Source organism: Parafrankia sp. BMG5.11, assembly GCF_004337455.1.
The window spans coordinates 1-26,357 of the sequence record NZ_SJXI01000123.1 but is presented as its reverse complement, the minus strand read 5'-3'; the positions used below and the strand labels follow the sequence as shown (position 1 = coordinate 26,357).

The following is a 26,357-nucleotide window of genomic DNA, read 5'->3' as shown; positions in this document are numbered from 1 at the left end:
GTTATTTTCCGGCAACTCCCTGCAGGTGATGGGCCACCTCGTCGGGGACTGGCTGGTGCCGGTCAGCCGGGTCGCCGACGCGGCCGGGGTGGGCTAGCATCTGACCTGATCAAATAGGTTTGACCTATCAATCGGCTTGGCCGCAGGTGCTCGGTAGATGCAGGCCAGCAGGCGCGGAGGCCCGGTTCGTACATTGCCGGACCCGAACCCCGCCCGTCGCCCGGATTTCGCCGGACCCGTCCTGGCCGCAGGCCGTGATCGCCGCCGCGGCGGGATCGCGCGGTGCCGGGAACTGTGCGTGGTGGGACACCCGTAGTCAGCATGTCAGACCTCGCAGCGATACTGGTTGACATGTCGACCGGTGACGATGCGGTCGGGCCTGCTGTCGCTGGTGGGGCAGGTGCGGCCGGTGCGGGTGGTGTGGGCGGTGTGGCTGTCGCGGCGCCGCAGCCGTTCACGCACCTGAGCGTGCCCAACTCCGGGCTGTACCGGGAGGTGCTGACAGCCTTCGCGCGGGCCCGGGACCGCTTCATCGTGCACATGCGTCCCGAGGACGCCGCGGCCGACGTGGGCGGCGCCGTCCCCGCCGAGTCGATGGTGGCCGCTTTCGACCAGCTGGCGGTGTGGGGCAACCTGCGCAGGGACCCGGACACCGGCCGCGTGACGAGCGTGGAGGACTTCCACCGGGCCCGGTACCTGTACCAGCTGACCCCGGCGGGGCAGGCGGCCGAGGAGGCGATCGCGCTGTACGAGGCGGCGATCGGCCGTCGGGGCGCCCTGCAGTCGGTGGCCCTCGACGATATCGCGTCCCAGCTGCGTGCCCTGTTGGGGCTGGCCATGATGGAGGCGTCCGAGCTGGACCCGGCGAAGGTGCATCTGCTGCTGCTGGGGCTGGCGGAGCGGTTCACCGGCCTGGCGGACAACGCCCAGGCGTTCATGGCGTCGCTGCGCCGCGTCATCGACTTCTCGGACGGAGACGTCGACGCGTTCGTCGCCTACAAGCAGCGGCTCATCGACTACATCAACCGCTTCATCGCCGATCTCGCGAACCGCGGCGCGGAGATCGCCACGTTGCTCGGTGAGCTGGAGGAACGTGATGTCACTCGTCTGCTTGAGGTCGTGGCTCGCCGTGAGGCCAGCGACGCGCTGCCGGACCTGCCGCCGGACGCGCACATCGTCGCCGGTTCGGTAGCGGCTGACGGTCCGTCGTCGGCGGACGGTTCGCCGGCGGGCGCCGGTTCGGCTGACGGGCGCGTGGCGGCCGGGGGAGCGGGGGCGGCGTATGACGCCGCGGTCGAGGCGTCGCTGGTCGGATGGCGGAACAGGTGGCGCGGCCTGCGTGACTGGTTCGTGTCGACCGATGCCCGCCATCCCTCCCAGGCGAGGCTGCTGCGCGGTGCCGCCGTCACCGCCATCACCCAGCTCATCGACACCGTGGCCGCCCTCAACGAGCGCCGCTCCGGCCGTTCCGACCGGTCGGCCGACTTCCGCGCGCTTGCGCGTTGGTTTGCCGAGGCGCCGGATGACGCGGCGGCGCACCGGCTGTGGCGGGCCGCCTTCGGGCTGGCCCCGGCCCGGCACCTGACCGTCTCCCAGGAGACCGTCTCGGCCTGGCAGGAGGACGAGCCGTCACCCGGCACGCCGTGGCGGCAGGCACCGCCGGTACGGATCAGTCCCCAGCTGCGCCGCACCGGGTCGTACGAGCGGCGTGGTGCCCCGAACCGGGTTGCGGACCGGGCCGAGCAGCGCCGCCTGCTCGCCGAGCACGCGGCCAGGGAGGCGGGGCAGGCCGCGGCCGCCAGAGATCGGCTGGCCCTCGGCCGGCCGGTGCTGCTGTCCGATCTCGGGCTTCTCGACCGGCAGGCGTTCCGTCTCTTCCTCGCGCTGCTCGGGGATGCGCTCGCGGCCCGGCTGCCGGGTGAGGGGGCGGTGGAGACGACGTCGGGTGACGGCACGATTCTGATCCGGCTGTCCGTGGTGCCAGGCGGCGGCACGGTGTCTGTGGAGACCGAGGACGGTGTGCTGCGCGGGCCGGAACACCTCGTCGAGATCGTCGATCTGACCGTGCCCGCGCCGATACCGGGATGACGACGGACCCTGTCACGGCGGATACCCGCGCCGCGCGGCGGCGCGCGATGCGGGCTCTGCTGGCCAGACCCCTGCGTACCTCGGCGTCGGACGACGAGGTGCTGCAGCTCATCCGCCGGCACGCCCCGGCGCTGCGTGAGTGGCTCGCCGCCGAGACGGGCTGGCGGCTGCTGGTGGACTCGGATTCCGCCAGGCTGTTCAAGACGGTCGCCACGACCGGGGAGGCGACCTACCCGGCACGGGACGGCCGGGGCAGGGCGCCGTTCGGGCGGCGCCGCTACGTCCTGCTGTGCCTGGCACTGTCGGTGCTGGAGACCGCGGACGCCCAGATCACGCTGGGCCGGCTGGCGGAGGGCGTGCTGGTCGCGGCGAGTGACCCGCAGCTGGCCGCTGTCGGTGTCGCCTTCACCCTCAGCCGCCGGGACGAACGTTCCGACCTGGTCGCGGTCGTCCGGCTGCTGCTCTCCCTGGGCGTGCTCGAGCGCGTCGCCGGCGACGAGGACGCCTACCTGAGCGACAGCGGGGACGTCCTGTACGACGTCCGCCGCCGGGTGCTCGCCTCACTCCTGGCGGGCACCCGCGGACCGTCGACGATCGAGGCCACGGACCTGGAGGCCCGGCTGGCGGAGCTGACCCACGAGCCTGTTCCCGACACCGAGGACCTGCGCAACCGCGCGCTGCGGCACCGGCTGACGCGCCGGCTGCTGGACGAGCCCGTCGTCTACTACGACGAACTCGCCGAGGACGAGCGTGCCTACCTGGTCAGCCAGCGCCACGCCATCACCAGGCGGATCGAGGAGGCCACCGGGCTGCTCGCGGAGATGCGGGCCGAGGGGATCGCGATGGTCGACCCCGACGACGACCTCACCGACGTGCGGATGCCCGAGCAGCGCACCGACGGACATGTGACCCTGCTGGTCGCCGAGTACCTGGCGGACCGGCTCGGCCAGGGCACGCCGGTGCCGCTGGCCCGCCTGCGCACCTTCGTCGCACAGATGGCGGTCGAGCACGCCTCCTACTGGCGGCGTGGGGTGACCGAACCCGGCGCCGACGCCGAGCTTCTCGCGGTGGCGCTCGACAAGCTCCGAGCCCTGCGGCTGGTCGCCGACGCACCCGGTGGTCCGGCGGGCCCGCCGGCGGTCCTGCCCCGCCCGGCGATAGCCCGCTACGCACTCGACGCCCCGACGATCCGTGACCGGCAGGCCGACGGCACCGGCACCGGCATTGGGCCGGCCAGCCCAGCACGCAGGAACAGGAAGGAGACGCGGCGGTGAGCAGCGAGACTCCCGGGGGTGACATGGCGATCACCGCAGCCAGGTCGTCCGCGGTCAGGTCGTCCGCGGACCCGGCCGCGGTGGCGTCCGCGCCGTCGCCCGGGACGTCGCTGCCTGCTCCCGGCCGGGACCGTTGGCAGCCGCTGCGTGCCGGACTCGTCGACCTCTTCTACTACGACGTCGAGGAGTTCCACTTCCACGACGGCCGGCTGCTGCTGCGCGGCAACAACGGCACCGGCAAGTCGAAGGTGCTGGCGCTGACGCTGCCGTTCCTGCTCGACGGGGAACTGGCCGCCCACCGGGTCGAGCCCGATGGCGACCGCAACAAGCGGATGGAGTGGAACCTGCTGCTGGGAGGCCGCCATCCGCACCCGGAGCGGCTCGGTTACGCCTGGCTGGAGTTCGGCCGGACCGGCCAGGACGGTGTCGCCGAGTACCGCACTGTCGGAGCCGGGCTGAAGGCGGTCGCCGGCCGGGGCATCGCCCGGCACTGGTTCTTTGTCACCCCCCAGCGGGTCGGCGCTGACCTGTCCCTGGTCGGCCCGACGCGGGTGGCGCTGACCAGGGAGAAGCTGAAGGACGTCGTCGAAGGCCACGGCCAGGTGTTCGACACGGCCTCCCATTACCGGCGGGCGGTGGACGAGGAGCTGTTCGGGCTTGGCACCCACCGATACGAGGCGCTGGTCAATCTCCTGATCCAGCTCCGTCAGCCTCAGCTGTCCAAACGGCCTGACGAGAAACTGCTGTCCCGCGCGCTCACCGAGGCGCTGGCGCCGCTGGACCCCGCGCTCGTGGCCACCGTCGCCGAGGCGTTCCGCGGCCTGGACGAGGAGCGGGAGGCGCTGCGCGCGCTGACCGAGGCACAGGCGGCGGCGCAGGCGTTCCTGAGCCACTACAGCCGCTACGCCCAGGTCGCCGCCAGGCGGCACACCGCGCCACCGCGGCAGGCGCACAGCCGCTATGAGCAGTACGGCCGGGAGCTGGGCGAAGCCGAGGAAGCCCACCGGACCGCGCAGGCGGCGCTCGACACCGCGCTCGCCGAGCTGGACGCCCTCGACGCGGCGAAGGAGATCCTGACCGCCCGGCGTGAGGCGCTGCGCGAAAGCCCGGAGATGCGCAGCGCGGCGGCGCTGAACACGGCCAGGCAGGACGCGTCCCGGCTCGCCCAGCTCGCCAGCCAGCGGACGGAGGCCGCCACGCAGGCGGCACGGTCGGCCGACAGCTGGCAGCGCCGGCTGGCCGAGGCCGCCACGGCGGTCGACGACGACCAGACCGCGTTCGACGGAGCCGTCGGGGAGGCCGACGCGGCGGCCGGCGCCGCCCTGCTCGCCGACAGGCACCCTGCGGTGCTCGACGAGCTGGCGCGGGAGCAGCGACCGTATGCCGGCGCGCGGCGGTCCGGTGAGGCCGCCGTCGACGCCCAGGACGCGGCGGTGAGCCACCTCGAACGGCTGCTGCGCGGGGCCGATGACGCGGCGGCGGCGGCGCGGGCCGCCCGCACCGAACTCGACCGGATCATCGGCGAGCGCCACGCCGTCGCGGAGCGGATCGCGACCGCCGAGGACGTTCTCGCCCGACGCGGCGCCGACCTCGTCGCGGCCTGCACGGCCTACCTGGGGCGCGCCGAGCAGTTGCGGCTGCCCGACCCGGACGGGATCCTCGCGGCACTCGCCGGCTGGGTGGAGACGCTCGACGGCCGCAGCCCGGCCGCGGCGGCAGTCGACGACGCGGTGCGGGAGACGACTGCCCTCCTCGGCCGCCGGCAGGCCGCCGTCGACGCCGAGAAGGCGGCTGCCCGGGCCGAGCTCGACGCGCTGACGGAGGAGATCGCACGGCTGGTGGCCGGCGGCCATGACGTGCCGCCCACCCCGTACACCCGGGACGGGTCGGGCCGCGCCGGCCGTCCCGGCGCCCCGCTGTGGAAGGTTGTCGACTTCGCCGCCGGCGTGCCCGACGAGCACCGGGCCGGCATCGAGGCGGCGCTGGAGGCGGCCGGCATCCTCGACGCCTGGGTCGGCCCCGACGGCAGGCTGCGGGACGCCGTCTCCGACGACGTCCTGGTCACCGCCGGCTTCCCGACGCCGGGCGACGGACTGGCGACGGTGCTCGTTCCGGCGGTGGACCGGGCGGACCCCGCCGCCGACGCTCTGAGCGACCAGTCCCTGGCCGACCTGCTGGCGACGATCGGCCTGCGCGGCTCCGACCGGCCGAGCGGGCCCGACCGTGCTCCGGACGGTTCCGCCAGCTGGGTCGGGGTCGACGGCAGCTTCGGCAACGGAACGCTGACCGGGTCGTGGCACAAGCCGGCCGCCGGCTACATCGGAGAAGGCTCCCGCGAGGCGGCCCGGCGGGCCCGGCTTGGGCGGCTGCGCGCCGACGCGGAACTGACCGAGGAACGGCTGACGCGGTTGGCCGCGGCCGGGGCCGAGCTGGCGGACCGGCTCGAGGCACTGGCCGCCGAGCACCGCGCGTTTCCCGCCGACACCGATCTGCGTGACGCCCACGCGACGCTCAGCGCCGAGCATGCCACCAGGCGGCGCGTCGACGCCGACCACGACCATGCCGCCGCCATCGCGGACCGGCGCCGGCAGGTCGCCGCGCAGGCGCGGGAGCAGGTCGAGGACTTCGCTGCCGACGTCCGCCTGCCCGTCGAGCCGGCGGCCCTCGCCTCGGTGCGCCGGGCGCTCGGCGACTACCGGACCGCACTGGCCAGGCTGTGGCCTGCCGCGACCGCGCTGGCCAGGTCCCGCACCGCGGCGGCGGGGGCGCGCGCGGAACTGGCCGAGGTGACGGCCCGGCACCGGCAGGCGGCCGAGGAACAGGCCGAGGCCGAGGCGCAGGCCGACGCGGGGGCCGAACGGCACCGGGTCCTGGCCGAGACCGCCGGCGCCGCCGTCGACGAGCTGTTCCGCAAGCTCGCCGCCGTCGAAGCCGAGCTCGCCGACCGCGACCGGCGGGAGAAGGCGGCGCGGGCCGCCGAACGAGCCGCGATCGACGCCCGCGGCAAGGCCGACGGCCGGCGCGAGACCCTGCGGGCCTCCATCACCGCCGCGGCCGCCGAGCGGGAGAGCGCCATCGCGAGGCTGCGGGCGTTCGCGGCGACCGGACTGCTCACCGTCGCCGTCCCGGACCTCGACCTCCCCGACACGTCCGCCGCGTGGGCGCCGAACCCGGCGATCGCACTCGCCCGCGCCGTCAACGCGGCCCTCGGCGACGTCGACGACTCCGACCGGCGCTGGGAGCTTGTGCAGCAGCGTGTGTCGGGCGAGCACAAGATCCTCACCGACGCACTGTCCCGGCACGGCCACTCGGTCGGGATGACCGTCGCCGACGGCGTGATCGTGGTCGACGTGCTGTTCCAGGGCCGCCGGCAGGACGTCCCGGAACTCGTCACCGCGCTCGCGGGGGAGACCGAGCAGCGTGCGCTGCTGCTGTCCGCCAAGGAACGTGAGGTCCTGGAGAACCACCTGGTCAACGAGGTCGCCAGTGCGCTGCAGGAGCTGGTCAGCGACACCGAGGAGCAGGTCGGCAGGATCAACACGAACCTCGCCGAGCGGCCCACCTCGACCGGGATGCGGCTGCGTCTGCAGTGGCGGATGGCCCGCGGCGCGCCGGCGGGCCTCGGCCCGGTGCGGGACCGCCTGCTGCGGCAGACGACCGACGCGTGGAGCGCCGCGGACCGGGCGACCGTCGGCGCGTTCCTCCAGGAGGAGATCAGCCGGGAGCACAGCGCGGACGCCTCCGGCGGCTGGGCGGAGCAGCTGACCCGCGCCCTGGACTACCGCCGCTGGCACGAGTTCGCCGTCCAGCGGTTCCAGGACGGCCAGTGGCGCCCGGCCAGCGGCCCGGCATCTGGCGGGGAGCGGGTGCTCGCCGCCTCGATCCCGCTGTTCGCCGCCGCCGCGTCGTTCTACGACTCGGCCGGCGACCGGCGGGCGCCCCGCCTCATCGCTCTGGACGAGGCGTTCGCCGGGGTGGACGACGACTCCAGAGCCAAGTGCCTGGGCCTGCTCGCCACCTTCGACCTGGATGTCGTGATGACGAGCGAGCGGGAGTGGGGCTGCTACCCGCAGGTCCCCGGGCTGGCGATCGCTCAGCTGTCCCGGCGGGACGGGGTGGATGCGGTGCTGGTCACGCCGTGGAGGTGGGACGGCCGCGAACGGACGCGGCTGGATCGACCGTCGACGTACCTGCCAGCGCCGGCGGCACAGCCGGAGGTGGCCGCGGCCAGTCGGCGGGCCCGCGACGAAGAGCATCTTCCTCTGTTCGGCGAGCATCTTCCCGTCGGCGACGAGCGTCTTCCCCTCAATGGCGACCCTCTTCCTCTCGGCGATGAGCCTCTGCCACCCGGCGGCGAGCCGATTCCGCACACGTGAACGATGCCGACCAGCCGGGCGACCTCGAGCGGCTGCGGCGGCTGCTCGGCGGTGAGGAGACGGCATGGCTGCTCGCCCGGGCACGCGGCCGGCTGGAACGGGGCAGGCCGCTCACCGGGACGGTCACGCTGGCCCGGGCCACCGCGGACCAGCGGCGGGCCGCCGAGCGCCTGCTCGGCCGGCGGGCCGGCGCCGGCAGCTCGCTGTCGGTATCGCTGGACGACGTGGACGCCGTGCTGCGCGCCAGCGGCGCCGCGTCCGGCGGGCTCGAGGCCGCCGTCACCCTGCTGACGGGGCAGGTGGCCAACCTTGCGGCGCAGGCCGCCGCGGATGCCCGGGAGTGGTCGGCCGTCCGCGGCCCGTTGGAGGAGCTGGTGTCCCGGCGTCCCGTACTCGCCCCCTGGCTGTTGTGGCTGGACGGCACCGGGATGCTGCGCCGGCTCGCGGACGGGCCAGACGCCGCGTCCGCGCTGGTGACTGATGCGGTGCGGGTGCTGGAGGTGCTGCCGTCGCCCGGCGTCGCGCTGGGCCGGCTGGCGGCGAGCCGCGCCGGCGACGCGCACGCGCTCGACGAGGGCCGGCCGCTGACCACCCTCGTGCTGGCCGCCGTACGGGTGCTCGGCGGCTCCTCCCCGACCGGCGACGGGTCAGCCGCGGGGCGGCGGGCCGCCTGGGCGGCTGTCGGAGTGCACCGCGACGAGCTGTCGTCCACCGCGCTGTGCCTGGGCCTGCCAGGCGGCTCGGCGACCCCCAGCGGGCGGATGCTGGCCGCCGCCCGCGAGGCGGGCGAGCCCTGCGTGCTCACCCTGCGTCAGCTCGTCGGCCGCCGCGGGGATCTGGGCGACCTCGGCGTGGGCTCCACGATGGTCTTCCTGTGTGAGAATCCGATCGTGGTCGCCAGCGCGGCCGACGAACTGGCACACCGGTCCCCGCCCCTGATCTGCGTCTCCGGCCAGCCCTCGCTCGCCGTCGTGACCATGCTGGACGCGCTCGCGGTGCGGGGAGCGCGGTTCGCCTACCACGGCGACTTCGACTGGGGCGGCATCCGCATCGCGAACGGGCTGCTCGAACGGGTCCCGTGGCTGCCGTGGCGCTTCGACTCCCGCTCCTACGAGGCAGCCCTGGCGATGGTCGAAGGCGGCAGGCTGATGGGCCGCCCGGCCGACGCGTCCTGGGACCAGGGCCTGCGCCCGGCCCTGGAACGCCACGCGCGGCGGATCGACGAGGAACTCGTCCTGCCCGACCTGCTCGCCGATCTCGCCGCCGCGACGACCCGACGGTGAAGGTCTTCCACCTCCACTCGACTGTCTGGCGCCTCGTGGCACGCGATCGTTTCGTGAGACACCCGCATCTCCGGGTCGTCCGGGTGATCGATCGTGAGGCGGTGGGAGATCTGCTGCCTACCTGTCCGCCGGCTTGGCCGTGCCGTTCGCGGGTGCGTCAGGCGCCGGTGCGCCGGGCGCGGTGGGCACGGCCGGGGTGGAGCCCGGCGTGCCGCTGGAGAGCAGAGAACGGGCCAGTTGCAGGCCCGCCGCGCCCTGTGACAGCGCCTGGGTCAGCACCTCGCCCAGGCCGGCCGCGCCGTTGAGGACGATCAGCTGGTCGACCGCGCCGAACGGCTTGGCCGCGGCCTCGACGATGGCCGGCCACTGCTCGGCGAGCTGCTGGCCGATGACGGCGTCCTGGTTGACGGCGAGCGCGTCGGCGCGGGCCTTGATCGCCTCGGCCTCGGCCAGGCCGCGGGCCCGCATCGCGTCACCCTCGGCCGAACCGACGGCCCGCTTGGCGTGGGCGTCCGCGTCGCCGATCGCGCGGGTCGAGGCCGCCTCGGCGGTTGCCAGGACTCGCACCTGCTGCGCCCGGGCGTCCGCCTCCGTCCGGACCCGGGTGGCGTCCGCGGCGGCGGCCAGCTCGATCTGGCGGGCGGCCGCCTCGGCCGAGCTGATCTGGGCGTCACGGGTGGCGCGGGCGAGCGTGGTCTGCTCGTAGGCGCGGGCGTCGGCCGGCTTGCGCACGGACACCTGTAGACGCTGCTCCTCCAGCTCGGCCTCGAGCTGGGCCACCTTGGTCTGCTCGACGACGACCTGCTGGTGCGCGGTGGCCTCGGCCAGCGGGCCGGCCTGGGTGGCGCGGGCCGAGGCCTCGTCGACCTCAGCCTGGAACCCGGACTGCTTGATCGAGCTGTTCCGGTTCGCCTCCGCCTTGAGCGCCATGGCGATCTGCTCCTGCTCGGTGGCCTCCCGGTCGGCCTCCGCCTCGGCGATCCTGGCCTGCGCGGCGACGGTGGCCACGTGCGGGCGCCCGAGGTTGCGGATGTAACCGGTCGGGTCGTCGATCTCCTGCACCTGCAGCGAGTCGACGATCAGGCCGAGCTTCTCCATCTCGGTTCCGGAGCTCGCCCGGGTCAGCTGCGTCAGCTTCTCCCGGTCCCGGATGAGGTCCTCGACGGTCAGCTGGCCGACGATGGCGCGCAGATGGCCGGCGAAAACGTTGTGCACCCGGGTGTCCATCTTGTCCTGCTGGTCGAGGAACCGGCGGGCGGCATTCGCGATGGACGCGTAGTCGTCACCGACCTTGAAGATGACCACGCCCCGGACACCGACCGGGATTCCCTGCTGGGTGACGCATTCGATGCCGAGCTGGGCGGCCCGCAGATCCAGGGACATCCGGCGGACGGTCTGCACGCCCGGCGGTACCAGCACGCCCTTTCCGGTGACTATCTTGAATCCCAGGCTCTCGGCCACGGCGTCGTTCGGGTCCTTGTACGCCCGCATCCCGGAGATGATGAGTGCCTCGTTCGGTTCGGCCACCCGCCACATCAGTTTGAACAACGCGACGGCCAGCACGGCGCCGACCGCGACCGAGATGAGGATGATCATCATGTTGCCTCCGCTTCACCCCACGGGAGATCTGGTCAACGGGCGTCAGCCGGCCCGCGGCGGGGCACAGCGGTTGGCGCGCCGGGGCACCGTTGGCCGGTGGGTGGCCACGACCGCGGTCACAGCCTGATCACCAGCACGGTGCGAGGAGGGAAATACTCGACGACGAGAACGCGCGAGCCGACGGCGAAGGTCACCCCGTCGTCGGCCGCATAAGCGTGGAATGCCTCGGAGCCGCCCCGTACCGCGAGCATGACCTCACCGACCATGCCCGGGGCTATCTTTCCCGTCACCCGTCCTGTTTTGCCGATCACTGTCTGGTCGGCCATCGGCCCCTCCACGCGACAATTAATGATCGTAGGCTTTCCCGGTCGACTGGCAATGCCTGTGCCCGACGAAAAGCTGTCGTCAGCGCGACTGTGGCCGCACTTCACAATCATCGCAGGTTGTCAGGTGGATGGCGGTCCCGTGCGCCGGCCGGTGGGAAGTCGGGACCGGCTCCCCGCCCGGTGACGGGGTCTGGCCGCGCGAGGTCTGCTCCGCCTGGGATTTGCCGTGCGGGGCCTGGCGGCCGGGACGAGTGGGCGGGGTGACCACCCCGCCCACTCGCCGCGGCGAAGCCGGAGCCCGCGCCGTCAGGCGTTCGGGTCGAAGGAGATGCCCGCAGGCATCGCGCGCTCGAGGTGGTAGTTGAAGTTGCCGTCCTTGAGACCGAAGACCGCGCTGCCGAAGTTGGCCGCGCTCAGCGCGTCACGGACCCCGGCCGGATAGCCGTTCCAACCGACCAGAGTCGGGTAACGCCAGGTGTGGAGCTCGTTCTCCGGCGGCTCGTCGCCCGAGTCGGCGAGACGGAAGTCGTGGGTGCCGACGCCGTCCTTGTGGTAGACGATCTTCGGGTGGTTGCCGTCCCAGCGGACCTGGCTGCGGGGGTAGACGTTGAAGCTGCCATGGGCCGAGGCGGAGACGTACTGGGCCTGGTTGTTCTGCACCCAGACCACGACATGCTCCCAGTCGTGCCGGTGGCCGCCGATCGTCGCCTGGTCCTTCTCGAAGTAGAGGCCGTACAGAATCGCGCACCAGCCGTTGTTGCACTTGTAGCGGGCGTAGCCGTTCGTGTTGTTGAGGTCGGCCAGGTCGTGGCAGCCACCGTTGAGCGCGCCGGACGGGTTGAGCCCGCCGTTGACGGCTCCGTTCGCCCCGATGGCGGGCGTCGGGTAGCACCCGTCGGTGTCGTAGTCGTAGGCCGGCTGGTACGTCTGTTCCATGGTGTCGGCGTTTCCGGGCAGCGCGGCCGGGGGTGCCGCGAGCGCAATCGTCGGAAGCGCGACGACGAGCGCCAGGGCGCCGCCGATCACGAGCGAGAACCGGCGGATGCGCGTTTTCTTCCTCACCACGTCCTCCTGGTCGACCGCAGCATGGGCAGGGCGGTCGGATGGGCATGCTGCCTCCAGCATTTCGGCTCCCCCCGACAACCGCGGCCGGGCCGGGTTTCCCCGTGATGAAGCGTCGGCCAATACTGGGAATGAACGCGCAGGTCGGCATCGCGCCGTCCCCGGCCCGCCCGGCGTCACAGTGCTGGCGCCGGGCGGTTCACCTGGTTCGATGCCGGGGAAGCGCCTGCGAACTCCGCGGCGGGAGATCGCCGCGACGCTCCGGCGGGAGCCCCGGTCCGGGCTCCCGCCGGCCTGGGGTTAGAAGACGCCGATTCCCGCGGCCTCGTTGCGCTTGCGCCACTCCTCGCGCGACATCCGGGTGACGTCGACATCGGCGGCCAGCCCGCGCAGCGCGCCCACGGTGGCCTGCTCCCTCGGCGTGTGGGAGAACGGGTCCCAGCCGAAGAAGCGGCTGGCGTTCTCCCAGGTGATCTGGTGGATCTCGTCGTCGCGGCAGCCGGCCTGCTGGAGCTCGTTCCAGGCGTGCTCGGGTGACTCGGGCCAGGTCGTGTCGGTGTGCGGGTAGTCGCACTCCCAGGCGATGGTCTCGATGCCGATCTGCTCGCGCAGGCGCAGCCCGGCCGGGTCGGTGATGTAACAGGCCAGGAAGTGCTCCCGGAACACCTCGGAGGGCAGCTTGCCGCCGAAGTCGTTGTGGATCCAGCTCTGGTTCTGGAAGTGCCGGTCGACGCGGTCCAGGTAGAACGGGATCCAGCCGATGCCACCCTCGGAGAGGGCCACCTTCAGCTCGGGGAAGCGCCGCAGCGTCGGGCCGAAGAGCAGGTCCTGCGCGGTGAGCATGGTGAGCTGGGACGGAATGACGATCATGTGGTCGATCGGCACCTCGGGGGCGAGCTTGACGATGTCCCAGGCGCCGCCGATGTGCAGGCTGAGCACCATGTTCTCGTCGACGAGGGCCTGCAGCATCGGGTCCCAGTGGCCGGAGAGGAAGCTCGGCCAGCCCTGCGCGTGGGGGGCCTCCAGGAAGCTGATGGAGCGGCAGCCCTTCGCGGCGATCCGCCGGATCTCCTTCACCGCGAGCTCGACGTCCCACATCGGCACGATGCCGAGGGGGATGAACCGGCCCGGGTAGGCGCCGCACCACTCGTCGATGTGCCAGTCGTTGTAGGCCTGCAGCATGATGAGCGAGAGGTCCTTGTCGAGGGCCTCGGAGAACGTGCGGGCGTTGAAGCCCGCCATCGTCGGGAAGCACATCGAGGCGAGGACGCCGTTGGCGTTCATGTCGCGGACCCGCTGGTGGACCTCGAAACAGCCCGGACGTAACTCGGTGAAGGCGCCGGGGTTGAATCCCCACTCCTCCCGGTGCCAGCCGACGGTCGCCGCCATACCGAACGGTGTGGACGTCTTCTCGCCCTGGAACACCCACTCGTCGACGCCGGCCTCGTTCCGGACGACCTTCGGCACGGAATCGAGCCACTTCGCCGGGACATGGTTCTTGTACATGTCCGGCGGCTCGATCACGTGGTCGTCGATGCTCAGCAGAATCATGTCGTCCATGTGCATGGTCCGGATTCCTCTCGCTGTGGACCGATCCTGAGTGGACCGATCCGTGGTGAGTGGACCGGCCGTCGTGGACCGACTGGTCGTGACGGGAGGTGGGCCGCTGTCTCCGGTGGCGGTACCGCGCCCTCCGGCGCGCACACTCCGGCGCGCACGGGAGCCGGGTGGCCACCTCCCGTCGCCGAGCCGTGGTTGTGATCCTCGTCGCCCGGCGGGGCGCCGGGGGACGGACAATGCTAAGGATGGCAGCGTAATTCAGACCAATCCCCGGCGTCGACGTTCTGCCCGGTCAGGGATCCGTCCAGAACGGCCAGCCGTGGTGGCCGGGCCCGGCCGCTCTGCCCGCTCTGCCCGGTCCGTCCGGCTGCTCCGCGCGCTTGTTCAGCCCCCGGGACCCGCGGGCCCGTCGGGGCTGGCGGTGGGGCTCACCGCGGGGGCGGGCGCGTCGGCGGCGTCCACGGGGTCGGGCGGGGTGCGGGCCTCGATCTCGGTCAGGTATCGCTCGACCAGGTCGATCGTCTCGCGGTGGCCCATGGTCATGCCCAGCGCGCCCTCCATCACCAGAACCCGGGAGACGCTCGCCATCAGGCACGTCACGACCACCGGCGGGATCGTGGCCGGATCGACTCCGGCGGCGGTCAGCACTCGCGACAGGGTGGCGAGCTCCGCCTCCCGGAACCGCTCGGCGTAGGCGGCGATCTCCGACCGGATGGCCTTCCGGTGGTTCGCGAGCGCCATGAACTCGACCATGAGGGTCGTGCCGCGCGAGTCCAGGTCGACGTCCCACAGCGCCCGCAGGGGCCGCGGCGAGGCCAGTGCGCGCCGCTGGCGCTCCAGGTTGGCCTCCGCGCCGCGCCGGAAGACGGCGAGGAACAGGTCGTCCATGGTGCGGAAGTAGTAGTGCACGAGGGCGGGCTTGATGCCGGCCTTCGCCGCCACCCGCCGCGAGCTGACCGCGGCGTACCCCTCCTCGAGGATGATCTGGGCCGTCGCGTCGAGCAGGGTCGTGCGGGTGCTCGAGTCCTCCGCGCCGAGGCGGCGGGGCGAGGTCATGCCGTCACCGCCGCGCCCGGGGCGCGGCCGTGTGGCGCGGCTGGTGCGGAGCGCGGTGTCCGTCCGGTGTTTCCTTGACCATTCGGCGGCATGGCGCTGTGCACCCGCCGAGCATAGCCTTCCGACTGGTCTGAACAACGGTGTCGCGCCATTACGCCGCGAGTGTCGGGAATCTCAACTATTCTTTCGTAACGTGACCGCCTCCGTATATTCGTCCGGCGGAGCTTTTGAACCCGTCGGCGTCGGCCTGGCACGGATGGCCGGCACAGCTGATGTGGCCGGCACAGCTGATGTGGCCGGCACAGCTGATGTGGCCGGCACAGCTGATGTGGCCGGCACGGCTGATGTGGCCGGCACGGCTGATGTGGCCGGCACGGCCGGCGCAATCGGCATGGTCGACATGCGGCGTGGGGCGCGGGTTCTCGGCGGCAGCCACCACTACGAAGGTGACCGGCTCGTCACCGGCTGGCATTCCCACGATCTGCACCAGATCGAGTACGCCATTTCCGGGATGGTCGAGGTCGAGACCGCCGGCACCCACTACCTCCTGCCGCCGCGGCAGGCAGCGTGGATCCCGGCCGGTCTCGAGCACCGGGTCACGATCAACTCGGCGGTCCGCTCGATCGCCGTGCTGTTCGACCCCCGGCTGATCGACCGGCCGGGGGACCGCGCCCGGATCCTCGCCGCGCCGCCGCTCGTCCGGGAGATGATGATCTACGCTCGGCGCTGGCCGATCACCCGCCCGAGCGGTGATCCGGTGTCCGACGGCTTCTTTCGCACGCTCGGCCACCTCGTCGTCGAGGCGCTCGGTCACGAGGCTCCGCTGAGCCTGCCGACCTCGACCGATCCGGTCGTCGCCGCGGCCATCTCCTATACCCAGCGCCACCTCGACGCGGTCTCCGTGGCCGAGGTCGGCCGGGCGGTCGGCGTCTCGGAACGGACCCTGCGCCGCCTGTTCCGCACCGCCCTCGGCCTCTCGTGGCGGCACTACCTGGTGCAGGCCCGGCTGCTGCGGGCGATGGCGCTGCTCGCCGACCCCACCCGGTCGGTGCTCGAGGTGTCGACCGCCGTCGGCTTCGAGAGCCCGAGCGCCTTCGCCCGGGCCTTCGCCCAGTACTGCGGCGAGCGCCCGTCGGCCTACCGGCAGCGGATCGGGGTGGTCCCTCCGGCCCTGGCCCCGGTGGGACGGCGTCCGCACCGCGGCGGGCGCTGACCACCCGGCGAGCCCGGCGACGTGTGCCCGCGACCGGCTCGGCGACGGACGTATGGACACTATGTATACCGAACTAGTTGACAAATGGTGCCTCCAATACCTACGTTCTGACCATGGCTGAGCACCCGCGCCTTGTTCGTCGTGCTCATGTTGACCTCCGCCGCGTCGCCAGCGCGCTCTGTCTGCCGGTCGGCTGACCGCCCGCCACTGCCCGGAACGCCGCGGGCCGTAGGCCGCGGGTCGCGCCACGCGGGTAGTGCTCCCGTGGCGTCTGCCGCCCCCGGTTACTGGCCGCGTCTCCCGCTGAGCCGAACCGTGCCGCGCACACACCGCCAGACATCCGCGTACTCCCGCCGCCGGTGCGGGAGGCGCCCCACCGTGCAGGCCTTCGACGGTCGTCGACCCGGTGGGTCGACACGCGCGTGAGGAGGATCTCCGTGCCCATCCGGAGCGCGAACCCGCCCACCATCTCGCCGACCGGCCTCGCCGGGCCCGGAAACGATCGCAGGGACACCTCGAAAGGCGCCGGATCGGCGGCGGCCGTGCTGCGCGCCGTCCTCGATCACGGGCCCGTCGCGAGGGGGTTCATCGGCACCGCAACGGGTCTCAGCCCGGCCGCGGTCTCACGGCAGACCGCCGACCTCATCTCGCTCGGGCTGCTGCGGGAGCTGCCGGTCGCTGCCGGCGCGCCGCGGGCGGGGCGGCCGAGCGTGCCGCTCGACGTCGACACCGACACCCACCTCGCCTGCGGCGTGCACATCGCCGTCCCCATGCTCACCTTCGGAATCGTCGACCTGCGGGGCCGGGTGGTCGCCCGCGAGGAGCTGCCGCACCGGGGCGAGGCCGACGACACGCTCTCGACCATCGTTCGGCACCTGCCCGGATTCCTGCGCCGGCACGCCGGCCACCGCCGGGTCCTCGGACTCGGCGTGGTCACGGGCGGCCACGTCGACGCACGGACCGGCGTCGTGGTCGAACACGAGCCGCTGGGCTGGCGGGACCTGCCGTTGGGCCCGCTGCTGGCCGCCCGCACCGGCCTCCCGGTGAGCGTGGACGGCCATGCCCGTGCGCTGGCTCAGGCGGAGATCCTCTTCGGTGAGCCGCGGGCCCGGGCAAGCCTGGTGCACCTGTTCGTGGGCCATGTGGTGGACGCGGCCATCGCCACCGGCGGAGTCGTGCATCACGGCCTTCGCTCGGCGGCGGGCGGGGTGGCGCACCTGAACCTGCCCGGGGCCGACCTGCCGTGCTCCTGCGGCGGCCGGGGCTGCGCCCAGACCGCGCTGTCGGACCGCGCGCTGCTCGTGAAGGCCGTCGAGCTCGGAGCCATACCGCGACCGGAGGCCGAGCTCCTGCTGGGGGCGGCCCGTGCCGGCGACGACCTCGTGGTGGGACTGCTGCGCCAACGGTTGCGGGGGGTCGCCAGGATCGCCGCGACGCTGCTCGACATGCTGGACCCGGAACTCCTCGTCCTGACCGAGATGTCCGCGATCTACCTGCCGCACCTGCTCCCGGACCTGTACGAGGAGATCGCCCGGCTCTCGCGCGCGTGCGGGGACCCGGAGCGGGTCGTGCGCCCCAGCAGCTTCGGGACGGACGTGCTCGCCGTCGCCGCGGCGGCGACCGTACTCGACTCGGTGCACCGCAGCCCGCGCACGGTGCACACCCGCCGCGACCGGCAGGCCGCCAGGGCGGCCGAGTGGTCACGACCCCCGGTAGCGGCTCCGTAATATTTCCATCCGATCGGAAATCATTGACCTGGCGAATTAACCGAGCAACGATGGAATTGTGAAGGACGCCGCCGGGCAGCGCCCCGTGGGAACTCGGGGGAATGTTCTCCCGGTCTCCGTGGATCGATGTACGGCTCCGGGTGGGCGCCGCTCCGGCGGCTTCTTCCGGCGTGGCTCCCACTGTTCCGTCCTCGTCCAGCGCTGAATTTCCACCATCCCCGGTGGATTAATGCTGGCCGGGGGAGTGTCGCGCCGCACCGGTGACCCGTAACCGCGCTCCATTGTCAATCTCTGCCCGCGCTGGTTGCCGGGAGGATGGTTGGCGCGCGTATTCGGGATGATTCCCGAAACCGGTGCCGGCATGTTCTCGACCGCCTTTTCGGGCGGTCCTTCTCCCGGTACCCGTACGCATTCGCGATCCGAAGGGAAATGTGACGATGACCAGTCAGGTCCAGACACTGATCGACGTCCGGCCGTTGTCCGGATACACCGGCGCCGAGATCCACGGCGTCGACCTGCGGGAGGAACTCGACGACGCGACCATCGCCGAGATCCGGTCCGCGCTGCTGACCTGGAAGGTGGTGTTCTTCCGCGACCAGAACCTGGACCACGCCCAGCAGGTGGCGTTCGGGCGGCGCTTCGGCAAGCTCACTCCCGCCCACCCGCACGAGACCGCGCCCCCGGAGGGGTTCCCCGAGATCCTGCCGATCGACAGCCGGCGCTACGCGCAGCTCTTCGGCAACCGGAAGGTCACCTATGACAACGGGTGGCACACCGACGTGACGGCGCTGGTCAACCCGCCCGCCGGGTCGATTCTGCGCGCCGACGTCGTCCCGCCCTACGGCGGTGACACCGCCTGGACGAACCTGGTCGCGGCCTACCAGGCCCTGCCCGAGCCGCTGCGGACGCTGGCCGACAGCCTGCGCGCGCGGCACAGCTTCAGCCTGCCGATCTTCGACGGTGGCGAGTACGGGAAGCGGATCGCCTCGAACCCGCTGGTCGCCATCCACCCGGTGGTCCGGGTGCACCCGGAGACCGGCGAGCGGGCCCTGTTCGTCAGCCCCAGCTTCACCGCGCGTGACAACGAGATCATCGGCCTGTCCGCCCGGCAGAGCCACCGTGTCCTCGAGTTGTTCTACGAGCAGATCGCCCGGCCGGAGTTCACGGTGCGGTTCAAGTGGAACCCGGGTGACATCGCCTTCTGGGACAACCGCGCCACGGCGCACCTCGGGCCGTCCGACCTCGGTCATCTCGACTTCGACCGGGTTCTCTACCGGGTGACCCTCGAGGGCGACGTCCCGGTCGGTGTCGACGGGGCGGAGTCGGAGCTGGTCGCCGGCCAGCCGTTCCTCGGCTCCTGACCGTCGCCCGCGGCGTCCTGAACCCCTGACCGCCGGCGCCGACCCAGTCGGCGCCGGCGGCTCCTGCCACCTGGAGAGACCCATGCACCATCGACGGACCCGTGGGCGGCGGCTGGCGCTCGCGTCCGCCGGCCTGGCCGCCCTGCTGACGGTCGGCCTCGCCGCGTGCGGCGGCGGCGACTCGGACCCGGCCGCCCCCGCGTCCGGCGGAAAGGCCGGCACGCTGCGGATCGGCGACCAGAGCAAGTTCCTGGAGCTCCCGATCACGCTGTCGGGCGCGGGCCGTGACACCCCCTACAAGCTGAACTGGAACAACTTCGCCGACGGGCCACACATGAACGCCGCGTTCAGCGCGGGCCGGCTCGACGTCGGTTTCATGGGCGACACGCCGGTCCTGTTCGCGAACGCCGCGGACGCCGGAGTGGTCGCCGTGGCCGTGGCGGAGAACAGGGTGAACAGCCAGACCATCTTCGCCTCCGCCGGCTCCGGCATCCACAGCCTCGCCGACCTGAAGGGGAAGCGGGTCGCGTTCACCCGGGGGACCTCCCTGCACGGCTATCTCCTCAACCAGCTCGACTCGGTCGGGCTCACCCAGGACGACGTCACCCCGGTCAACGTCCCGGCGGCGAGCCTGCCCGCCACCTTCTCCTCCGGAGCCGTGGACGCCGTGGTGTACGTCCGCCAGTTCGGCGCGGCGGTCACCGCGCAGAGCGCCGGGTCCTACGAGGTGGAGACCAAGCCGCTGCCGCAGTACTCGGTGCTGCTCGCGGCGAAGGACGCGCTGGCGGACCCGGCCCGCCGCGAGGCGGTGCGGGACTTCGTGCTCCGCCTCTCCCGGGCCTCGGCGTGGCCCAAGCAGAACCCGGACGAGTGGATCCAGAAGTACTACGTGGAGACGCTCAAACAGGATCCGGTCGCCGCGCGGAAGTACTTCGAGAGCCTGCCGGAGAGCAGGTACACCCCGGTCACGGCGGCGTTCGTCGACAGCCAGCGGACCCAGGCGAAGCTGCTCGCCGACGTCGGGGAGCTGCCCCCGTCGCTGAACGTCGACGACGAGGTCGACAAGGCGTTCACCACCGAGCTGACCGCGGCGTTCACCGCCGCGAGCCTGCCGACATGAGCACTCTCCGCCCACGGCAAGTCGAAGGGAGGACGACATGACCGAGGTCATCGGTGAAGCCGCTCCCGCGCCCGGCCTTGTCAACGTGCCCGTGACGTCCGGCGTGCCTGTGGCATCCGGCGTGCCTGTGGCGTCCGGCGAGCCCGCTGGCGCCGGACCTGACGGGCCCGTGGCTCCCCTGCTCGAGGATCCGACCGGCAAGCGGAACCGCGCGCGGCGCGCACGGGCCGTCCCGTCGTGGGCGCGTCGACTGGCCGGTCCGGCGCTGCTGCTGCTCGGGTGGTTCGCGGTCACCGGATTCGACCTGGTCAGCGACCGCGCGTTCGCCTCGCCCGGCGCGGTGCTCGACGCCGCCCGGGAGCTGCGGGGCTCGGGCGAGCTGGCCGACAACCTCGGCGTGTCCCTCTACCGGGTCGGCTGGGGATGCGCGCTCGGGGTGGCGATCGGCCTGGCGCTCGCCGTGATCGCCGGCTTCTTCCGGTTCGGGGAGGACGTCGTCGACTCGGCGATGAACTTCCTGCGCACCATTCCGGTGATCGCACTGCTCCCGCTGATCATCGTGTGGATCGGCATCGGCGAGGAGGCGAAGATCTTCCTCATCACCGCCGGCGTGGTCTTCCCGATCTACATGAACACCTTCGCCGGGATCCGGAGCGTGGACATCAAGCTCGTCGAGGCGGGCCGGGCCTTCGGGCTCGGCCGGGCCGGTCTCGTCCGGCGGGTGATCATTCCCGGTGCCCTCCCGGGCTTCCTGGTGGGGCTGCGCTGGTCCCTCGGCGTCGCCTGGCTGCTGTTGGTGTTCGCCGAGCAGGTCAACACCGACTCCGGCATCGGCTACCTGCTCAACAGCGCCCAGGCCTGGAACCGGACCGACATCATGGTGCTCTGCCTGGTGATCTACGGACTCCTCGGTCTGCTCTGCGACGGCTTCGTCCGCCTGCTCGAAAGGAGCCTGCTGTCATGGCGACGCGGATTCTCCGGGACCTGACCGGCGCCGACGAGGCGGCCGCGGCGATCCGGGTCCGCGGGCTGACCCGGGTGTTCGGCGACCACGTCGTGCTGGACGGTCTCGACCTGACCGTCGCGCCCGGCGAGTTCGTGGCCCTGCTGGGGCGCAGCGGGTCGGGCAAGAGCACCCTGCTGCGGATCCTCGGCGGGTTCGACGACGAGGTCAGCGGCGAGGTGCTCGCCGCCCGCCGGCGCGCGGTGGTCTTCCAGGAGCCGCGGCTGCTGCCGTGGACGCGGGCGCTGGGCAACGTCGTCCTCGGCCTGCCCGGCGCGGACGTCGACCGGCGCGGGCGCGCCGCGCTGGCGGAGGTCGGGCTCGCCGGGCGCGAGCGCTCGTGGCCGGTCACCCTCTCCGGCGGCGAGGCCCAGCGGGTCGCGCTGGCCCGTGCCCTCGTCCGCGAACCGGATCTGGTCATGCTCGACGAGCCGTTCGGCGCGCTCGACGCGCTCACCCGCATCCGGATGCACGCCCTGCTCCAGGAGCTGTGCCGCCGGCACCGCCCCGCCGTCCTCTTCGTCACCCACGACGTGGACGAGGCGATCCTGCTGGCCGACCGGGTCCTCGTCCTGACCGACGGCCGGCTCTCCCTCGACGTCCCCGTGGGCCTGCCGACTCCCCGGCCCCGGGCCCATCCCGCCTTCGCCGCCCTGCGCGCCCGGCTGCTCACCGAGCTGGGCGTTCGTGACCTGGCCGAGGCCGCAACCTGACACCCCGACGGGGCCGTGGTCTGCGGCGGCCGGGCGCGGGGTAGGCAGGCCGGTATGCGCACAGGCCGAGGCATGCTCATCGTGGCGTCACTGTCGCTCGCGGCGTCGGTCACCGGCTGCGGTGGGTCGGACGGACCGGCGGACCAGGCCGTGTCGGCTCCGCCGGGCCCGCCGGTCGTCTCCGGGACCAGCCAGCCGCCAGCCGCGTCCACCGCGCGGCCGACCGCCGTGACGGGCTCGACCGGCCCGTCCGCCGGGATCCCGGTCACGGGTGCCGGCGGTGCCGGGCCGGCCTGCGTGTCCACCGGCCTCGCCGCGTCCCTCGAGGACGTCCAGGGCGCGGCGGGTCACGTCTACGGGCGGATCGTGCTCAGGAACACCGGTCCCGGCACCTGCTCGGTCGTCGGCTACCCCGGTGTGTCGGTGGTAAACGCCACCGGTGGCCAGGTCGGGGCGGCGGCTGACCGCACGGGGCCGGCGGGCACCCCGGTGACGCTGCCACCGGGCGGCAGCACCGGCGCGACGCTGGCGATCACGCAGGCCGGGCTGCTTCCGGGCTGCGAGGAACCAGGTCAGGCGGTGCGGGGCGCGAATCTGCGGGTGTACCCGCCCGACGACCGTGGGAGCCTGCTCGCGGCACTGCCGGCCGGTGTCGAGACGTGTCGGGATCCGGCTGTGCACCAGCTCGCGGTCGGTGCCTTCGGCCAGCCCTGACCGTCCTGGTCACCGGCGCGCGCGCCGCGCCGCGGTGACGATTCCGCCCGGCGGTCGAATTCCGGGGTGGGTGCCACCGAAAGGGGCGGCGGGCCAGCCCGGACCAGCCGGCCGGGTTACGGTGTCCAACGGTGGCACGCCGCCGCCCGGTCGCCGAACCCGTCCGCGAATTCTTCTCCGCTCGCCTTTCGAGGCGATGCGCCGGTGCCAGTTCCAACGCCTTCGTCGTCTTCCTGGCGCGCCGGCTCAGCGGATTTTCTCCGGCCCCTGCCCCGGTTGCCACCGCGTCGAATCCGTGGCTTGAAATCGGAGCAGAGAGCGAGCCCGCAGTCGATGGACCGCATCCGCTTCCTCAACGCGTTCGACACCGCCCTGCTCGAATACCAGCTCCTGCACGCCGACGTGCCGATAAACGTGAACTGCCTGCTTCTCGGTACCGGACCGGCTCCTGGAATCGACGAGCTGCGCGCTTTTGTCGCCGAGCGCCTGCGCCGGTTCCCGCTGTTGACCGAGCGGCTCGTCTGCCTGCCGGGGCGCCGCGCGAGATACGGCTGGCGCGCCGATCCCGAGGTCGACCTGGACTGCCTCGTCCGCGAGCACCCGGTGTCGTCGGCCGCGCCCGCACCCCCGTCCGTGGACGGGGCCGCGGCGGCACCGGGGTTCGCCGGGACGGCGCTGCGCGACTTCGTGGAACGGCTCGGCGGCGCGGTGGTGCCGCTGTCGGGGCCACCGTGGCAGCTGTGGCTGCTGCGCTCCGCCGACGACACCGAGTTCGCCCTGTTCTACCGGGCCAGCCACATCCAGCAGGACGGCACGGCGAAGAACCTCGTCCTCTCGGCCCTGTTCGGCATCGGTACCGACCCGATGGCGTTCGTCCCGCCGCAGCGGCGCGAACCCGGTCGCGCCCGGGCCCGGGAGGTCGGAGCCGCCGCCGCGCGCTCCCTGCGGTGGCTCACCCCCGCCGCCGGGTCGGCGGTCCTCGCGGCTCCGTGGGCGGGGCGGACCACACACAGCTGGGAGACGACGTCCCTGTCGCTGCTGCGCTCGATCGGCGCCGCGGTGGGCGGCACCGTCAACGACGCCTTCCTGGCGGCGCTCGCCGGCGCCCTGCGACGGTGGACCGGCGCGGACGGCGCGGACGGCGCGGGCGGTGCGGCCGGTGTGGGTGGCGCGGCCGGCGCTGGCGGCATGGTCAGGGCGGGGGGTGCGCTGTCCGGCCGGGCCGGTGGGATGGCGGTCGCGATGGCCGTCAGCACCCGCCAGCCGGGGGAGCGCGCGATGCTCGCGAACTTCGTGGCGGGTGCCCGCGTCGTCCTGCCGTGCGCCGAGCCGCTCCCACTCGGCCGCCTGTTCGCGGTACGTGACCGGACGGATCGTCTCAAGCAGGGCGGCACGCTCGGCCTGGGCGAGCGCCTGCTCTTCGAGCTGCTGCCCGCGCGGGCCCGGCCCCGCCTGTTCGGCGCCGGGCTGAGCGGACGTTCGTCGGTGCTGTCGGTGTCCAACCAGGCCGGGGCGCCGGGCCCACTGGCCGCGGCCGGACGGCCGATCACGACGGCCGTGCCCGTCCCGACCCTGTTCCCGGGCGAGCGGCTCGCCTGCCACCTCAGCGGCCTCGGTGACACCGTGAGCGTCGGGACGGCCGCGGACGCCGGTCTGCCCGGATCGCGCGATCTCGCCCGGCTGTGGGCGGCGGAGGTCACGCTGCTCGCCGACGCCGTCCGGGCGTTCGCCGGGGACCGGGCGCTGCCATGACCCGGACGCCGGCCCCGCGCCGGGCCCGGGCTGTGCGAGGGGGCTGGCTTGGGCGAGGGGGCTGGCTTGGGCGAGGGGGCTGGCTTGTGCCGGGGGGCTCGGCTGGGCGGGTGCTGCCGGCGGTGGTGATGCTTGTCGCGGCCTGCGTCACCCCGGTGGCCGCGTGTGCCGGCGGGCCGGCACACGGCGCCACCGAGCTGACCGTGGCGTCCGCCGCCGCCTCGGACCGCCTCGACCACGTGTCGGTCCGGCTCCGCGACACCGGGCCAGGCCCCGGGGACGGCTACGCGCTGACCGGCGCCGCCGGCGACGCGACCGAGGGCGGGATCGCCGTCCTCGACGACATCTGGGAGCAGCGGACCCGGTCCGTGGGCGGCGCCGCCGAGCTGCGCGGCGGCGCGACGATCACCATCGCCGCCAGCCGCGACGCCGCGGCCGACCGGCCGTGGTCGGGTTCGTGGGCCCTGCGGGACCCGTCCGCCGGGATCGAGATCACCGCGGACGTCCGTGGTGAGGTGCTGCGGCCCGCCGACGGAACCGCCACCTGGTCCGGCCCGGCTCGTGTCCGCGGCCTGGACGCCGCCAGCGGTCCCGGGCGGCCCTCGACGGCCGAGATCACCATCGTGGACGGCGTGCCTGATCCCGGTGACCACGTGGTCCGGCTCCGGCACGCGGGCGTCGACCGGTGGGCGGCGGTGCGGGTTCCGGTCGAGGCGCCGGGCGGCCCGCTCCCAGCGTTGTTCCACTTCCCGGGGATGTTCGAGACCCCGGCGGTGGCGGAGCTTACGGGCCGGCTGTCGTCGTCCGCCGACCGCGAGCGTTACCTCCTGGTGGTCCCGGCGCATGAGGGGATCGGCTGGCAGGGGGTGCCCGGCGGGGAGGACTCCCCGCCCGTCGACGACCCCGGGTTCGCCCGCGCGCTCGCCGACCTGGTGATCGCCAGGTTCGGGGCGGACCCGTCCCGCCTCTACGCCTCCGGCACCAGCAACGGCGGTCTGTTCACGCAGTCGCTCGCCTGCCGGGCCCGCGACCGCTTCGCCGCGTTCGCCACGGTGGCGGGGTCGGCGCCCGGAGCCGGATGTCCCGGCTACCCGCGGGCCCGGCCCGCCCCGGTGCCGATGGTGGTCCTCCACGGCGCCGACGACCGGGTGCTCAAATATGCGGAGGCGGCTGCCGGGGCGCAGGCCTGGGCACGGTCCGCCGGCTGCGCGGCGACGACCGTCGACACCCCCCTGCCCGACCGGGCCCCGGCCGACGGCACGACCGTCGTCCGACACGAGTTCGCCGGCTGCCAGGCCGGCACGCCGGTGGTTCTCTACGAGATTGTCGGCGGCGGCCACACCTGGCCCGGCGGTGTCTCGTTGTTCCCGGTCGACGTGCTGGGTCGGGTCAGCGGCGATCTCGATGCGAACGCCGTGATCTGGAGCTTCGTGTCGCGGTTCCGACTGGGGAACTGACCGGCCGGGGCGTGGGCAGCGGTGGCCTGGCCGCTGGGGGGTCCGCCACTTGGCTCGAAGCAACCTTCGCGACGGAGGATCCCGCATACGCTGCGATCCGTGGGGAAATCCGGGCGGGGCGACGAGCTCACCCCGGGGGAGGCCCGGCGGCTCGCGCTCGCCGCCCAGGGGCTGATCCGTCCCCACGGGCCGGCCACGGCCGGTGCCCGCGCCATCCGGAACCTGGTCGACCTGGTCGGCGTCGTGCAGATCGACTCGGTGAACGTGCTGGCCAGGGCGCACTACCTGCCCGGCTTCTCCCGCTTCGGCCCCTACCCGACCGACGCCCTGGACAGCCACGTACACACCGACCGCAAGGCGTTCGAGTACTGGGCGCACGAGGCGTCCCTCGTTCCCGTGCAGTGGCAGCCGCTGTTCCGCTGGCGGGCCGAGCGGGCGCTGGCGACCGAGCTCAGGACCCTGGCCCGCTGGCTGGAGCTGGACGGCATCGAGGTCGAGCCGCGGGGCTCGCTGGCCGGCGCCCTCGCCTGCGAGCTCGGGTCGCGCTCGGTGAGCGGAACGTCCAGCGAGCGCAGCGCAGTGTGACCGGGGTTCCCGGTGGGAGGAGCGCCCTGTGGCGGGGGTGCCTGGTGAGTGGACTGCCCTGTTACAGGGGTGAAATCTGCTGTCGTGT

At 73.2% G+C, this 26,357-nt stretch carries 20 protein-coding genes; 15 read left to right on the top strand and 5 right to left on the bottom strand.

Annotated elements, in window-relative coordinates; all coding sequences use genetic code 11:
• Window positions 1–351: 351 nt before the first annotated feature.
• The 4 genes from E0504_RS46270 to E0504_RS46255 are packed head-to-tail and all read left to right on the top strand — an operon-like array spanning window position 352 to window position 9,021.
• Complete coding sequence (locus E0504_RS46270; RefSeq protein ID WP_200835204.1) at window positions 352–2,088, top strand: TIGR02677 family protein; 1,737 nt, start codon at window positions 352–354, stop codon at window positions 2,086–2,088.
• The gene (locus E0504_RS46265; RefSeq protein ID WP_112105342.1) at window positions 2,085–3,362 is read left to right on the top strand and encodes a TIGR02678 family protein; all 1,278 of its coding nucleotides are present in this window, start codon (window positions 2,085–2,087) and stop codon (window positions 3,360–3,362) included. Before E0504_RS46270 ends, E0504_RS46265 begins: the two co-directional genes overlap by 4 nt.
• Window positions 3,363–3,385: 23 nt before the next feature.
• Window positions 3,386–7,738 (top strand): TIGR02680 family protein, encoded by a 4,353-nt coding sequence (locus E0504_RS46260; RefSeq protein ID WP_373694015.1) that lies wholly within the window; start codon window positions 3,386–3,388, stop codon window positions 7,736–7,738.
• Window positions 7,735–9,021, top strand: a complete 1,287-nt coding sequence (locus E0504_RS46255) for a TIGR02679 family protein (protein WP_112105341.1) — start codon at window positions 7,735–7,737, stop codon at window positions 9,019–9,021. The genes E0504_RS46260 and E0504_RS46255 overlap by 4 nt, the downstream gene beginning before the upstream one ends.
• A 117-nt stretch (window positions 9,022–9,138) precedes the next feature.
• Here E0504_RS46255 and E0504_RS46250 read toward each other — a convergent pair whose 3' ends face one another.
• From E0504_RS46250 to E0504_RS46230, 5 genes are all read right to left on the bottom strand, one after another.
• The gene (locus E0504_RS46250) at window positions 9,139–10,620 is read right to left on the bottom strand and encodes a flotillin family protein (RefSeq protein ID WP_112105340.1); all 1,482 of its coding nucleotides are present in this window, start codon (window positions 10,618–10,620) and stop codon (window positions 9,139–9,141) included.
• 116 nt (window positions 10,621–10,736) lie between these two features.
• Window positions 10,737–10,946, bottom strand: coding sequence for a hypothetical protein (locus E0504_RS46245; protein WP_020458364.1), 210 nt, complete (start codon window positions 10,944–10,946; stop codon window positions 10,737–10,739).
• 306 nt (window positions 10,947–11,252) lie between these two features.
• Entirely contained in the window at window positions 11,253–12,008 is a 756-nt protein-coding gene (locus tag E0504_RS46240) for an NPP1 family protein (RefSeq protein ID WP_112105344.1), read from the bottom strand.
• A gap of 300 nt (window positions 12,009–12,308) precedes the next feature.
• On the bottom strand, window positions 12,309–13,574 hold the full coding sequence (locus E0504_RS46235; protein ID WP_020458366.1) for an amidohydrolase family protein: 1,266 nt from the start codon (window positions 13,572–13,574) through the stop codon (window positions 12,309–12,311).
• Between the two features lie 378 nt (window positions 13,575–13,952).
• Window positions 13,953–14,624 (bottom strand): TetR/AcrR family transcriptional regulator, encoded by a 672-nt coding sequence (locus tag E0504_RS46230; RefSeq protein ID WP_020458367.1) that lies wholly within the window; start codon window positions 14,622–14,624, stop codon window positions 13,953–13,955.
• A gap of 391 nt (window positions 14,625–15,015) precedes the next feature.
• Here E0504_RS46230 and E0504_RS46220 point away from each other — a divergent pair, with 391 nt between their 5' ends.
• The 11 genes from E0504_RS46220 to E0504_RS46175 all read left to right on the top strand — a co-directional run bounded on the left by E0504_RS46220 (window position 15,016) and on the right by E0504_RS46175 (window position 26,269).
• Window positions 15,016–15,837: a helix-turn-helix transcriptional regulator gene (locus E0504_RS46220; RefSeq protein ID WP_020458368.1), complete on the top strand. Its 822-nt coding sequence runs from the start codon at window positions 15,016–15,018 to the stop codon at window positions 15,835–15,837.
• Window positions 15,838–15,950: 113 nt separating this feature from the next.
• On the top strand, window positions 15,951–16,034 hold the full coding sequence (locus E0504_RS54750; protein WP_368672142.1) for a putative leader peptide: 84 nt from the start codon (window positions 15,951–15,953) through the stop codon (window positions 16,032–16,034).
• A 240-nt stretch (window positions 16,035–16,274) separates the two neighbouring features.
• Complete coding sequence (locus E0504_RS46215) at window positions 16,275–17,564, top strand: ROK family protein (protein ID WP_112109263.1); 1,290 nt, start codon at window positions 16,275–16,277, stop codon at window positions 17,562–17,564.
• A 437-nt stretch (window positions 17,565–18,001) separates the two neighbouring features.
• Window positions 18,002–18,925, top strand: a complete 924-nt coding sequence (locus E0504_RS46210) for a TauD/TfdA family dioxygenase (protein ID WP_200835515.1) — start codon at window positions 18,002–18,004, stop codon at window positions 18,923–18,925.
• 82 nt (window positions 18,926–19,007) lie between these two features.
• Window positions 19,008–20,045, top strand: coding sequence for an ABC transporter substrate-binding protein (locus E0504_RS46205; protein ID WP_112109261.1), 1,038 nt, complete (start codon window positions 19,008–19,010; stop codon window positions 20,043–20,045).
• A 37-nt stretch (window positions 20,046–20,082) separates the two neighbouring features.
• A complete protein-coding gene (locus tag E0504_RS46200; protein ID WP_373694014.1) occupies window positions 20,083–21,033 on the top strand; it encodes an ABC transporter permease in 951 nt (316 codons plus the stop codon).
• Entirely contained in the window at window positions 21,006–21,761 is a 756-nt protein-coding gene (locus tag E0504_RS46195; RefSeq protein WP_071059092.1) for an ABC transporter ATP-binding protein, read from the top strand. Before E0504_RS46200 ends, E0504_RS46195 begins: the two co-directional genes overlap by 28 nt.
• 54 nt (window positions 21,762–21,815) lie before the next feature.
• Window positions 21,816–22,475, top strand: a complete 660-nt coding sequence (locus E0504_RS46190) for a DUF4232 domain-containing protein (protein WP_112109260.1) — start codon at window positions 21,816–21,818, stop codon at window positions 22,473–22,475.
• Window positions 22,476–22,808: 333 nt separating this feature from the next.
• Window positions 22,809–24,227 (top strand): wax ester/triacylglycerol synthase domain-containing protein, encoded by a 1,419-nt coding sequence (locus tag E0504_RS46185; RefSeq protein ID WP_131627657.1) that lies wholly within the window; start codon window positions 22,809–22,811, stop codon window positions 24,225–24,227.
• A 128-nt stretch (window positions 24,228–24,355) separates the two neighbouring features.
• Window positions 24,356–25,684 carry a PHB depolymerase family esterase gene (locus tag E0504_RS51690; RefSeq protein WP_243657945.1) on the top strand — a complete coding sequence of 443 codons (1,329 nt, stop codon included), beginning with the start codon at window positions 24,356–24,358 and terminating at the stop codon, window positions 25,682–25,684.
• Between the two features lie 99 nt (window positions 25,685–25,783).
• Window positions 25,784–26,269, top strand: coding sequence for a DNA glycosylase AlkZ-like family protein (locus E0504_RS46175; protein WP_112109304.1), 486 nt, complete (start codon window positions 25,784–25,786; stop codon window positions 26,267–26,269).
• Window positions 26,270–26,357: the final 88 nt, after the last annotated feature.

What these genes read in the sequence shown, in the direction of transcription:
- E0504_RS46270 (WP_200835204.1), top strand. Translation starts at nt 352, where the DNA reads ATGTCGACCGGTGACGATGCGGTCGGGCCTGCTGTCGCTGGTGGGGCA.
- E0504_RS46265 (WP_112105342.1), top strand. Translation starts at nt 2,085, where the DNA reads ATGACGACGGACCCTGTCACGGCGGATACCCGCGCCGCGCGGCGGCGC.
- E0504_RS46260 (WP_373694015.1), top strand. Translation starts at nt 3,386, where the DNA reads ATGGCGATCACCGCAGCCAGGTCGTCCGCGGTCAGGTCGTCCGCGGAC.
- E0504_RS46250 (WP_112105340.1), bottom strand. Translation starts at nt 10,620, where the DNA reads ATGATGATCATCCTCATCTCGGTCGCGGTCGGCGCCGTGCTGGCCGTC.
- E0504_RS46245 (WP_020458364.1), bottom strand. Translation starts at nt 10,946, where the DNA reads ATGGCCGACCAGACAGTGATCGGCAAAACAGGACGGGTGACGGGAAAG.
- E0504_RS46235 (WP_020458366.1), bottom strand. Translation starts at nt 13,574, where the DNA reads ATGCACATGGACGACATGATTCTGCTGAGCATCGACGACCACGTGATC.
- E0504_RS46230 (WP_020458367.1), bottom strand. Translation starts at nt 14,624, where the DNA reads ATGACCTCGCCCCGCCGCCTCGGCGCGGAGGACTCGAGCACCCGCACG.
- E0504_RS46220 (WP_020458368.1), top strand. Translation starts at nt 15,016, where the DNA reads ATGGTCGACATGCGGCGTGGGGCGCGGGTTCTCGGCGGCAGCCACCAC.
- E0504_RS54750 (WP_368672142.1), top strand. Translation starts at nt 15,951, where the DNA reads ATGGCTGAGCACCCGCGCCTTGTTCGTCGTGCTCATGTTGACCTCCGC.
- E0504_RS46210 (WP_200835515.1), top strand. Translation starts at nt 18,002, where the DNA reads ATGACCAGTCAGGTCCAGACACTGATCGACGTCCGGCCGTTGTCCGGA.
- E0504_RS46205 (WP_112109261.1), top strand. Translation starts at nt 19,008, where the DNA reads ATGCACCATCGACGGACCCGTGGGCGGCGGCTGGCGCTCGCGTCCGCC.
- E0504_RS46200 (WP_373694014.1), top strand. Translation starts at nt 20,083, where the DNA reads ATGACCGAGGTCATCGGTGAAGCCGCTCCCGCGCCCGGCCTTGTCAAC.
- E0504_RS46195 (WP_071059092.1), top strand. Translation starts at nt 21,006, where the DNA reads ATGGCGACGCGGATTCTCCGGGACCTGACCGGCGCCGACGAGGCGGCC.
- E0504_RS46190 (WP_112109260.1), top strand. Translation starts at nt 21,816, where the DNA reads ATGCGCACAGGCCGAGGCATGCTCATCGTGGCGTCACTGTCGCTCGCG.
- E0504_RS46185 (WP_131627657.1), top strand. Translation starts at nt 22,809, where the DNA reads ATGGACCGCATCCGCTTCCTCAACGCGTTCGACACCGCCCTGCTCGAA.
- E0504_RS51690 (WP_243657945.1), top strand. Translation starts at nt 24,356, where the DNA reads ATGCTTGTCGCGGCCTGCGTCACCCCGGTGGCCGCGTGTGCCGGCGGG.